The 12,035-nt window shown below is 39.8% G+C and carries 11 protein-coding genes; 7 read left to right on the plus strand and 4 right to left on the minus strand.

The window, feature by feature from the left end:
- Window positions 1-188: 188 nt before the first annotated feature.
- Complete coding sequence (locus HMJ38_RS21680; protein ID WP_194976542.1) at window positions 189-2,294, minus strand: alkyl/aryl-sulfatase; 2,106 nt, start codon at window positions 2,292-2,294, stop codon at window positions 189-191.
- Between the two features lie 124 nt (window positions 2,295-2,418).
- Window positions 2,419-3,432: a helix-turn-helix domain-containing protein gene (locus tag HMJ38_RS21685; RefSeq protein WP_194976543.1), complete on the minus strand. Its 1,014-nt coding sequence runs from the start codon at window positions 3,430-3,432 to the stop codon at window positions 2,419-2,421.
- 343 nt (window positions 3,433-3,775) lie between these two features.
- Here HMJ38_RS21685 and HMJ38_RS21690 point away from each other — a divergent pair, with 343 nt between their 5' ends.
- Window positions 3,776-4,354, plus strand: coding sequence for a hypothetical protein (locus HMJ38_RS21690; RefSeq protein WP_228780202.1), 579 nt, complete (start codon window positions 3,776-3,778; stop codon window positions 4,352-4,354).
- Window positions 4,355-4,409: 55 nt separating this feature from the next.
- On the plus strand, window positions 4,410-4,976 hold the full coding sequence (locus HMJ38_RS21695) for a hypothetical protein (RefSeq protein ID WP_194976545.1): 567 nt from the start codon (window positions 4,410-4,412) through the stop codon (window positions 4,974-4,976).
- 213 nt (window positions 4,977-5,189) lie between these two features.
- Here the strand turns inward: HMJ38_RS21695 and HMJ38_RS21700 are convergent, their stop codons facing one another.
- Window positions 5,190-6,494, minus strand: coding sequence for a DUF6515 family protein (locus HMJ38_RS21700; protein WP_194976546.1), 1,305 nt, complete (start codon window positions 6,492-6,494; stop codon window positions 5,190-5,192).
- 5 nt (window positions 6,495-6,499) lie between these two features.
- Window positions 6,500-7,246, minus strand: coding sequence for a DUF2092 domain-containing protein (locus tag HMJ38_RS21705; protein WP_194976547.1), 747 nt, complete (start codon window positions 7,244-7,246; stop codon window positions 6,500-6,502).
- Between the two features lie 360 nt (window positions 7,247-7,606).
- Here HMJ38_RS21705 and HMJ38_RS21710 point away from each other — a divergent pair, with 360 nt between their 5' ends.
- The 5 genes from HMJ38_RS21710 (at window position 7,607) to HMJ38_RS21730 (ending at window position 11,998) form a co-directional block, all read left to right on the plus strand.
- Window positions 7,607-8,080 (plus strand): hypothetical protein, encoded by a 474-nt coding sequence (locus HMJ38_RS21710; protein ID WP_194976548.1) that lies wholly within the window; start codon window positions 7,607-7,609, stop codon window positions 8,078-8,080.
- Between the two features lie 133 nt (window positions 8,081-8,213).
- The gene (locus tag HMJ38_RS21715) at window positions 8,214-9,137 is read left to right on the plus strand and encodes a formylglycine-generating enzyme family protein (RefSeq protein ID WP_317174582.1); all 924 of its coding nucleotides are present in this window, start codon (window positions 8,214-8,216) and stop codon (window positions 9,135-9,137) included.
- Between the two features lie 230 nt (window positions 9,138-9,367).
- Window positions 9,368-9,520: a lmo0937 family membrane protein gene (locus HMJ38_RS21720; protein WP_194976550.1), complete on the plus strand. Its 153-nt coding sequence runs from the start codon at window positions 9,368-9,370 to the stop codon at window positions 9,518-9,520.
- Between the two features lie 267 nt (window positions 9,521-9,787).
- Window positions 9,788-10,657: a PIG-L deacetylase family protein gene (locus HMJ38_RS21725; RefSeq protein ID WP_194976551.1), complete on the plus strand. Its 870-nt coding sequence runs from the start codon at window positions 9,788-9,790 to the stop codon at window positions 10,655-10,657.
- 138 nt (window positions 10,658-10,795) lie between these two features.
- Complete coding sequence (locus HMJ38_RS21730) at window positions 10,796-11,998, plus strand: BamA/TamA family outer membrane protein (RefSeq protein ID WP_194976552.1); 1,203 nt, start codon at window positions 10,796-10,798, stop codon at window positions 11,996-11,998.
- Window positions 11,999-12,035: the final 37 nt, after the last annotated feature.

The following is a 12,035-nucleotide window of genomic DNA, read 5'->3' on the forward strand; positions in this document are numbered from 1 at the left end:
CCTTCTCCAATAATGGTAAATCCATTTTAAAATACTTATCTGGACATTCATGGGAAATAACCTAAAACACTTGGCTTCAAGCCATTGCCAAAGTGTTTTTTGGCAATGGCTTTGATTCCATATTTTATCAAGGATCGTGTTCGCATGTGCTTTATAACCTTTGCATAATCTTGCATGTTAATGCATTTCTATTCCGGTGTATTTCGTCTTAAACCTTCAGCTGAATAAGCATCTGTAGCAGGTAAATCCTGAGATCCACGAATACGGGTACCTGGCATAATCGGAAACCGTGGATCGAAGTTGACCATTGCCGAACCAATTTTGGCAAGGATCGAAGGATCTCCTTTGGTCTTTGCTGTTCCGTCCTTGATCATATCCGCCAAAGTCTGAACTCCCATCATTGCCTTCTCTAGGTCTTTTCGATTGATGGTAATCGTAAGGTCCGGATTCGGTAACAAATAACCTTGAATGTTGGTCAGGGTTTCGTTACTTAATTCAACGGCGAACTTCTCGCCATTGTCAGGAGTGATAAGATTGATACCATACTTCATGCCTTGGGTTTTTCGGCCGTCCATCCGGATCGCGAGGAAGTCGAGAAACTGACCTGTGGTCATGACGCGGATAACATCAGGGCTACTGGAGCTTGGAATCGCAGATGCCGGAATGTCATTCCTTAATTCATAGGCAGCAGCAAGGAAGCTGTTGCGAAGACCTGGATTCTCCTGTTGATAGCCGATCTGCTCAAAGGCATCAGCCAAAAGATCTTTTCCTTCCTGATTGTCCGGCTCAGCCTGGACTAGCCGGTTCAGTATCTCGGTGGCATGCTTGTATTTGCCATCGGCGATCAGTTGCTCGCCCTTGTCCAATATTTTCTTGGAACCTCCCATCATTTCAACATACAAGGGAGCGGATTCTTCAGGCGAAAGCGGGATCAGGTTGGTAGGATTACTATCCCAATAACCCAGAAAACGCTGTATAACCCCACGGGCGTTGTTTTCGGCGGAGCCATGATAGTCACGGGTATGCCATGCCGTTTTTTGAAGACTTTGCGGTGGTGCGTAAATGTTGTGGATCTGATTGATGGTCACACCCTGATTGGCATGATGGAGCACCTGATTATTCAGGTGCGCATAAGCATCACGGGTGTCGCGCAATACTTCCCGGATGCGTTCATTGCCCCAGCGAGGCCAGTGATGAGAGGAAAACATTACTTCGGCCTTGTCTCCGAAAAGATATAGCGACTCATTAATGTATTTCGACCACCTTAGGGCATCGCGTACCGGTGCACCGCGTAGCGTGTAGATATTGTGCATTCCATTCTGCACGTTTTCCGCCATCCACAGAACTTTCAAGTCTGGCATGTAGGTATTCATCTCTGCGGGTGCTTCTGTGTCCGGAGTCAATTGGAAAATCATGCGAACGCCGTCTACCATCACTTCCTCGATGGGCTTCGTGATCAGTTTGGTGGGAGCAATAAGACCAACGGAACCGAGAGACACGCCATGGCCGAGGCCTTGGCTTACGAAGCCATACGGGTTTCGCGGTAATAGCAAGCCGTATTGGTAGAAAAGTCGCCGGTTCATCACGTTTCCGGCAAATACAAGCTCAGAAACCAGGTGGTGCATGAAACCATCGGGCGCGATCACCTGAACCTTTCCGGATCGCACGTCCTCATCAGAGATCAATCCCCGCACGCCTCCCCAGTGGTCGCCGTGGTTGTGGGAATAGATGACCGTTGAGATCGGCAAGCCCCCACCAACATGCTCCTGAAACAGCTTCCAAGCAGCCCTTGCTGTCTCTGAGCTGACCAAAACGTCATAGGCAATCCATCCTTTTTTTCCACGGATGAAGGTTATCTGCGACAGATCGATGCCCCTCACCTGATAGATGCCCGGAGTGACCTCGTAAAGCCCATAGTTCTGATTGAGTTTAGCCATGCGGTACAGGGAGGGATGAATACTGCTGAACTGCTCCTTTTCATCGATAAAGTTGTAAGCATCCATGTCCCAAGCGACATGTCCCTGAGCGGACATGATCTGACGCTCTGTCATCGCTGCGATGAAACCCTTTTTGTTCTCCTCAAAATCACGTGTATCGGAAAATGGAAGAGAGTTCCTCGCTTCGTCGAGGATTTTCTTGGTGTATTCTGAAGGAGCCTTTCCCTTCGAGTCAAAGTGGTCACTTACCGCCAAATCATCCCCTGAAGATTCGGGATTCTGATTGGAACAACTGATCTGGCTGGCTACTATCACCAAAAAAATTGGAATCATTAGGGTTTTATAAACAGGTTTCATGTCCATAATTTTTTTATAAATTATTAAATTTCAAATAACTTATAAATGTACTTATGGGACTAAAATTATTCTCAGTTTGGATACTACTACATGCCAATCTTTGAACAAAATTGGCGAGATTTATTTAAGCTTTTGCCTTTAAAGATCTGATATAAACTGAGGGAGAAACATTTTTGAATTTTTGGAAGGCAAGGGTAAAAGAATTCCGATTGCTGAACCCGGATTTTTCCGCAAGGCCTATTAAAGAAAGATGCCCAAACTTCCCGGACTTAATCAGATTACAGGATTCCTCAATTCTCTTTTGGTTGATCAAATCAGAAAAATTGGTATTGAGATGATGGTTGATGTATAGTGTCAACAAATACACGGGAATATCAATATCAGCAGCTAAAGCATGAATGGTATATCCGAGTTGAAGAAATTTTTTATCCTTATCCAGAACTTGATCCAGTTTTTCTTTAATATCTTTTGCCTTTTGTTCCGATAGATTTTCAACCCTTTCCGGTTTGATTTTTATCACATGTTCCTCAAATAAGTCCTGATCCAGGCCATAAAGAATTTTTGGAAAAAAGACCAAAGAAAAACCGGTTACAAATGTTAGAATAACAATGGTAAAATGAACCAAAAAGAAATTCATGATCGGATTAACAGCCCAAAACAGTAATAAGAAGGGGAAGAAAACCAAAAGTTCTAAACCCAAGAATATCTTGATCCAAATAAACCACTCTTTGGCAAAACCAAAAACTTCCTGTTTTCTGGCGTTGATCCATACTAAGATGGCCGAAAGCACCCAATAAAAAGCCAGAACCAAAGACCTAAAAGGCGTATAGAAATCAGCAGGAAAAAAACGGCTTCGACTGAAACTTGCAAATAGAGAGGGATTGGAAATTTCTGATTGAATAAGCATGATTTTTTCAGAGTTATCAAGCATATATACAGGCCAAAAATCAACTATAAACACCAGTGCGGGTAGCAGGTGAACCATGTCTTTCCACTTTAGTCCCCTACCTGTCAAGACCATCCGAATATAAAAATACATCAAAGGCATAAAGATAAATCCTGCTATATTACCTGTCCTGTAAAAAAATGGAAAATGGAGGTGATATTGAGAAGTTAGCAGCCAAATAATTAATGACATGTAGGTAAGTAATAAAAAATTAATACCCAGCAAGATGTTGTGTCGATTTTTTTTAAATCCAAAATAAATCAAAATCAGCCCAACCAAAGACCCAATAAACATCGAAAAAAGGAAAAAAAGATTCATTAGGGTGATTTCCATACAAAGTCAAATCAAATCTGAAACTCCACATAACGAATATAGCCTATTTTTTAAATAGTTTGCCAAAATTCAGTAGCTCTTGGCAAGAACCCTTATTTTTTCTTTCTACTGATCCAACATTAAAAATAATTTTGAGAGTCCAAGGTGGAAAATAGTTTTTCTGAAACAATACAAATATGGGTCTTCTATTTTCTCAAGTTTAATGATGGATTGGAAAAAAGTGCTGATAAACCGTGTACTAAAAGGTGTCCTTTTATTTATGATACCTATCATTCTTTTGATTTTCGTCTTTGAAAAAGCAATCCATATTGTTCAGCAAATAATTTCGCCAATCAAGGAGATCTTACCGGATGAAAGGATTTTTGGTATTGGGGTTCTTACTTTGATAAGCTTATTTACTATCCTGTTGATTTGTTATGTTTTTGGATTTTTGGCTGAAAGAAAAAGGATAAAGCTATTTTTAAAAGTACTTGATGAAGGGTTTTCCTTAATCATTCCCGGATATACCATGATGAAATCCCGTGCCAACGAAGCTATTGGAGTGGAAGAAAAACACTGGAATGCAGTATTAATGGGCGAAGATGGAGATTGGAAAATTGGGATTGAAGTAAACAAAAGAACTGATGGATTGAGTATGGTTTTCTTCCCTGAACCCCCGGACGCTAAAGCCGGTGAGCTTAAGTTAATTCATCAATCAAAATTAAAGCCATTGGATATGCCAATAAGCAAAATCATGACGATCATCAGGAAGTATGGAAAGGATATGGATGAATTGGTATGATTTAAACGGGTACTTTCCGAAATCATTTTTATTGATCTGGTTTCAGAAAAATAAGGTGAAATCAACCTTTTTTCAAAAAATATTAATTCTTATTCTCTTTTTTGGAATAACAAAGTTTTCTCTTGCACAGGAAGTCAATTTGGACCAGGATATTGAAATAGAAGAAAGTAAAATACTACGACACAAAGTTGCTTTAATTCTGGGACATACCCATGTTCCCTCGGGGTTTTCGAATGGAGAAAAAAAGATGCTCGTCGTCCCTTCTTGGGGTTTTGATTACAATTATCTGTTAAATGAAAAATGGGCCATTGGTTTACATTCGGACTTTTTTACCGAGAGTTATACAGTGATTGATTTTGCAGGAAAGGAAGAATTTGTGAGAGAAAGACCGATAACCTCAGCAATAGTTGGGTCTTACAATCCTCATGAAAAATGGTCTTTCATTGCAGGGGCGGGGTATGAGTTTGCCAAAGAAGAAAATTTATCAATCATCAGGTTAGGTATCGAAAGAGGCTGGGAACTACCCAAGAAATGGGAGTTTATCGCTACGCTGCAATATGACTTACGCCTTGAAGTATTTAATTCTTGGATGTTGGGATTAGGAATTAATAAATCACTTTGAAAATTTGGGCTGTAATTCCACCCTTAATCCTAATGATTCAGCAAATCTTTTTAAGAAAATCATTCAGTAGAGGCCTGAATTTTAATAGATAAATTGATTATTAAGGGGAAAATACCCTCTCAATACTAGTTGAACTCTCATACTAATTTTCAGAAACAGGATAAAAAAAAATCGGGAATTCCCCGATTTTTTCTATTGAAATTAATATGAAAATCAATCTTCTTGCTCCTCAATGTATACTACTTCGTACATATTTCTGCCATTGACCTGAACAGGTTGGTAATAAGTCTCTCCATATCTCAAAAGAATCACATCACCCATTTTTACCTCTTCACCCCCATCAGGTAGATTTTCGACCAATGCACCTGCTGTTGGAGGAACAACTATGTAACCTTTACCCGATTTTTCATAGTAGGTTCCACCCCAGAAATAATTGATGGTCCCATCTTCCAAAGTTACTTTTTCATAATTATCGGGAATGGAGCTTACCTCTACACCTACAGGACCCGGAACCACCACAAACCCCTCGTCATCCTTTTGATAGAATACACCACTATCATAAAAGAATTCATTGACTACATTGGTGACATTGGTAATGTTGGTTACATTGGTCTCATTGGTAACATTGGTTACGTTCACTACTTGCGCGGTGGGAGGCAATGTAGCCATGGGGAATCCCCAAGGATGCCACATAGGCCCCCAAAAGAAGGGTCTGAAAGCAAACCAAACAAAGGGATTTGCTGACCAAACCATAAATCCCCCCCACATCATGGGAGGTCTCATCATCATGGGAGACATCACATTCACTCTTACCATGGTATTTCTACCTGCGTTGATATTGATATTGTTATTGTTACCGATGTTGATATTATTACCTCCGGGCCTGTTTCCACCGGGCCTATTGCCTGCGGAACCACCTCCACCGGGTCGGTTACCGTTACCCACACCAGGATTTCTACCCCCATCGGGTCTTGAGGAAGGTCTTTGATTGGAAGCACTTCCGGTATTTCCATCCCCTCTTCTATTCGAACTCCCTCTATTCACTGAAGCTGAACCAGCCTGGTCCCTGGTTGAAGCTCCTGCCCTACCCGCATTTGGATTGTTCATATCCCGGCTTTGTCTTGTATCGTTGATGGATCTGTTTTGATTGGAAGCGCCGGATCCAGTCATACGATCAGAGGAACGTTGAGCTCCGCCGTTGATTGAATTCCTTGAAGGAGCATTTTGAGGTCTTGCCGGGGCTGCACTAGGCCTAGATGCCCCTCCCCTTGACGGGGAGGCGGCTCCACCGCGTTGAGGAGAGCTCATGCCACCTTGAGATGTCCCACTTCTCTGAGGGGCAGCACTTCTTGATTGTGATGGCATACCTCCTCTAGATGGGGCTGCCATGCCTCCCCCTCTGGCCCCGCCTCCACCATGATTCATCCTTTGAGAAAAAACCGATTCGGGATTAAATGTCAATATTATGAGCAGAAGCCAGGTGAATAAAATATGAATATAAGTCTGTGATTTTCTCATTGCTTTTAATTTGACTTTGTTTTAGGTACTATACTTAATCTTTTGGCACTTTCCGGAACCACAAAATCAAAAAGCGCATCAGGTAAATTGGGATTGATCACCCAATCAGAAAAAACTCCTTCATATTGGAGGGAATGTTCTTCCGATTTATCAAGGAAAACAAAACGAAGGGGTAAGGTAAAAGTATCATTACTCAGCCATAGCTGCACATTTTGCTCCGGTCCAACAGCTACAATATGATGACATTCCACTCCGTCAATGGTTACTAAACCTAGGTAAGATACCGTTTCACTGTTCTCTAAAAGGTCATCCGTAAAAGTGGGGTAAAAGAAATCAGCTCCGGGAAAATCTATCCCATAATCAGCATTGACCATATCTATGGTTTCAATGATATTTTCATGGGTATCTATAAATCCATAATGATTATAAGTCAGGGAATAATACATCAAGATATCCCCATTATACCAGTAAGCATGGTTATTTGGCCCCTTAGTTTGAATATGCATTTTGTCAGGACCTACAAAATGAACTTGATGATTTAAATATTCCTTTACCGGGCCAAATTGAGGTACCAACTTATCAACTGATGCGTTTAACTTAAAGCTACAGGAACTTAACTGACCAATTAAATCAGACATTCGGTCAAGTAATACCACAGCTTTGTTATCTATCGTTGCTGCTTCTTGGGATCGGACTGGATAAATGAGAACAAGAGATAAAATTAAGTATAAAATTGAAATTTTTTTTGTCATGTTGATCAGCGTTGATAAAAGAGGAATAGCGATACTTAATCTTTAAATATTATTTGTAAATTACCACATCATAAAAATGAATAAAAATTGGATAAATGATTTCTTGAAAAGAAAAATTTTAGCCAATTTTCACTGAAAACGTGCGGAAATATTTTATAACTAAAAAAAACATTCATTTGATGAGTTTTTTTTAACCTCATTCCAAATGGGAAGGAAAGAGCGGAATCATACAAATCTCTGAATTATGCCAATTATGGACTAAAATTGTCAAATTAACAAGGCTATCCTAGAGCGCCAAATTGTTTCTAAGAAAAGATTTTTTTTACTTGGATCTTTAAATTAATTAAAAAACAAAAAACCATGAAATCAAAAATTATCATTTTTACTTTCTTCTTGTCTTTACCTTTAATCAGTATGGCTCAATCCCCAAGCGTGGATGATGAGATCACTTTGATACAAAGTGCTTTTGGCATGGAAAAACAGGCCCTGGTCCGACAGTATATGGATTTGCCTGATTCCAGATCACAAGCTTTTTGGAGTATTTATCAGCAATACGAAGAAGAGAGAAGGTCAATAGCAAGAGAAAGATTGAAAATTATCAATGATTATCTCGAAAACTATGAGACTTTGGATGAAGTCATGCTGGATGAACTAGCCAAAAGAAGGTTGAAAGTGGATGCCTCAAGAGTTAAGCTTCATAGCAAATATTACAAGAGGTTTAAAAAAGCCACCAATGCAACGGATGCTGCAAAATTTTTGCAATTGGATGATTATATCCACAGCACCATCTCAGTGGTTTTGTTAGAAAGTTTACCTTTTATTGGTGAAATATAAATTACCTATGAAATCATCCGTTTTCTACATATCCTCATTGTTTATTTCAATTTTAATTTTCGCAAAATGCCAAACTAAAACAGCGTCTAATAGCGAACCAAATTTCCAATTCCAAACTCAAAGTATAGATGGAATGATATGGATTGAAGGAGGAAGTTTTTATATGGGTACAAATGAAAATGATGCTTACACTGTAGAAAGACCTGCTGTAAAGAGAGAGGTCAATGGATTTTGGATGGATGAAACAGAAGTAACCAACACTCAGTTTGCGAAATTCGTGGAGGAGACCGGATACATAACATTAGCAGAACGCCTTGTTGATTGGGAAGAAATGAAGCTACAATTACCACCGGGAACGCCAAAGCCTTCTGATGAAGATTTACAGCCCGGTTCTTTGGTTTTTTCACCACCTTCTCACCCTGTGTCCACTAGGGAGAATGACATCAGCCAATGGTGGAAATGGGTTACAGGGGCCAATTGGAAACATCCCGAGGGGCCTGAAAGCAACCTGAAGGGTAAAGAAAATCATCCTGTAGTTCATATTGCTTTCGAGGATGCAGAAGCCTACGCGCAATGGGCCGGAAAAAGATTGCCGACAGAAGTGGAATGGGAATATGCAGCCAAAGCCGGCAGAGAACACCAAAGGTATGCATGGGGGACTGAATTAAGACCCAATGGCACATTTATGGCCAATACGTTTCAGGGGGTATTTCCCCATGAAAACAGGACAGAAGATGGATTTCAGGGAACTTCACCTGTGAAAAGTTTTCCTTCAAATGATTTCGGCCTGTATGACATGATTGGCAATGTATGGGAACTGACTTCCGATTGGTATGATGCGATTCAATTTAACAGAATAGCCGGTAATGCCCCTCCCCTAGACAGTGCGATCAATAAATGCTATAATCCCCAAAACCCTTTTGCCTTGGAAAAAGTCATCAAAGGAGGTTCTTTTCTTTGCGCTGATGATTATTGTATCAATTATCGACCTTCAGCCCGACAAGGTCATGCTTATGACAGCGGGACTTCAAATGTTGGATTCAGGTGTGTGAAGTAAACACTATAACATCATGACACTTTTTAGGAAGATGATCAAAATTTGTTTATAATTTTATCCAAAATAGAATCGATATACCCAAAGTGAGGCAGGAATTACCCATTAAAACCAAAAAAAAACATTTTTTTTAAAAATACCTGCTTAAATAGCTCTAATGTACATTTCCAGTTTTAGGCATCAAGTTTGGATTTTCTTTTTAAAATATTATTTAAACTTTAAACATAAAAAAAATGGGAAATTTATTGTATTTGGTCGCGGTGATCTTGATTATCGGATGGATATTTGGAGCTTTGGTTTACAGTGTGGGTGGTTTGATACACATTTTACTCGTATTGGCAATTATAGCCATTCTCTTCAAAGTTATATCAGGAAGTCGGGCTTAAGCAGGATAACTACTAGAGCAACTTGTTTGCTGCCACAATTAAAAGAAGACCAAAGGACAGGTGAAAACACTGTCTTTTGGTCTTTATTTTTAAAGGGAAATGCATCCAATCTATAAAAAATCTTTTAAATAGAATCATGCAGGATAATCTCAAACGATTTTGGTTACTAACTTCAATTGTGTAAAAGAACGGGTTTGGGAGATTGATTTTCAATTGAAAATATTTGATCTATTGCCTATCTTCCGAATTGAACCCAACAACCTGTTTATGAAATCATTCTTCTTATTTCTTTTCTTGTTCACCGCGACAATTTCCTTTGCTCAAGATAAACCACTTCAAATCATCATGATTGGTGCCCACCCCGATGACTGTGATATAAAAGGAGGTGGAACGGCCGCTCTTTTTGTGGAAATGGGGCATCAAGTGAAATTTATCTCGGTGACCAATGGAGATGCAGGGCATATGGAACAAGGAGGGGGCATGTTGGCCAAAAGAAGAATGGCGGAAACGCAAGAGGTAGCCAAAAGATTGGGGATAACCTATGAGGTATTGGACAACCACGATGGCGAATTGTTGGCCACACTACCCATTAGATTTGACATCATCAGAAAGATCAGGGAATGGAAGGCAGATGTGGTGATCTCGCATAGAACCAATGACTACCATCCTGACCACAGGTACACTGCGATTTTGGTACAAGATGCCGCCTACATGGTCGGCGTTCCCAATATTGCAGCAGATACTCCTCCGCTAGCAAAAAATCCCGTTTTTCTTTATTTTCAGGATAATTTTCAGAAACCTAATCCATTTCATGCAGATATAGCCATAGACATCACATCAGTTATGGATAAAAAAATCCATGCCCTTGATGCTCACGAATCACAATTCTACGAATGGCTACCTTGGATAGGAGGATATGCCGATGAAGTTCCTGAAGATAAAATAGCCCGAAAAGAATGGTTGAAACATAAAAGACTGAGTGCTGTCAGTCCAAGTTCTTTACAGATATTGGAAAAGTGGTATGGGAAAGAAAATGCAGCAAAAGTCCAACAGGTAGAGCTTTTTGAAATATGTGAATATGGTTCAAGACCATCTGAACAGGACATCAGAAAATTGTTTCCAATGATAAAAAAATAACAGAAAAAATATTGGAAAATTATGACACCAATTAATTATCTTGATTTCAATTTCAGCGCCGGGTGATAAAAGGTTGTTTTGTAATCATTCCTGATTCATAATGCCTGATTTTAGTCAACCCAAAAAACCCCAGAGCAGATGAAATTTGGATTGTTGTTTTTCATAATTGCTGCTTCAACATTCTTGAATGAATCACAAGCACAGGACACTTTAAAATTTTCCCCCAACAAAATCAATAATTTCAAGTGGGTCCCTCTTCCCGCAGTGGGTTCTAATCCTGCTAATGGTTGGATGTTTGGGTTGGCCCCTTCTGCTACTTGGTATATGGGAAATCCAATAGACACCAAATTGTCCAATTTGGTGGGAAATTTTCTCTATACCACCAAAAAACAATGGATTTTTAGTTCCAGAAGTAATATCTTTTTAGATCAGAACTCATGGATATTGGTAGGTGATTGGAGGTATTTTATCACCTCACAACCGACATTTGGCCTTGGAAGTGGTGCACCAAATGAATTGGGAGAAGATCCAAACCTGCCGGGAGTTTATCAGGGAGCGCAACAAATGGATTTCAGTTTGATAAGATTTTATGAAACAGTCCTAAAAAGAGTAGGCTCTTCAAATTTCTATCTAGGTATGGGTTATCATTTTGACTTACATTCAAAAATTGAAAGCTTCCTTGATGAGAAAAGTCCCACAAGTCTGGAGTTTGCCCATGACCACTACAATAGGTCACTTGGATTTGATACAGAGCGTTATATTCTTTCGGGTATTACCTTAAATGCCATTTTGGAAAACCGGGACGTTGCTGTCTCTCCATACGAGAAAAACTTTGCTTTACTTTCCTATAAAATCAACCCCACATTTTTGGGATCTGACCAATCCTCAAGTACAATTTTAATGGATTACAGACATTATGTTAACGTGAGTGAAAGAAGGAAAAGACATCTCATCGCCTTTTGGGGATATGGTAATTTCTTGGTATCCGGTAATTTACCCTATATGAACCTTCCCTCCCTGGGGTGGGACATGTTTGGAAGAGGTGGTCGGGCCTATGCACAGGGAAGATTTAGAGGGGAAAGCATGGTATATTCCGAAGCTGAATACCGTTTCCCGCTTCAAAAGCAAAAAGAAACCTTTGGGGGAACTGTCTTTGTAAATGCTGCAAGTTTTAGTAGCAGAACTGTAAACGAGAAACTTTTGGATACCATTAATCCTGGTTATGGGCTTGGATTAAGGGTTATGATCAATAAACAGTACCGTACCACCATTACCGCAGATTATGGTTGGGGACAAAAAGGAAATTCGGGGTTTTATCTGAATGTGAACGAAACATTCTAATTGGGAGTAGGAAGAAAGATTTATGCCTTTTTATCCA

The sequence above is a fragment of the Aquiflexum lacus genome (assembly GCF_015476655.1).
Classification (GTDB): Bacteria; Bacteroidota; Bacteroidia; order Cytophagales; family Cyclobacteriaceae; genus Aquiflexum; species Aquiflexum lacus.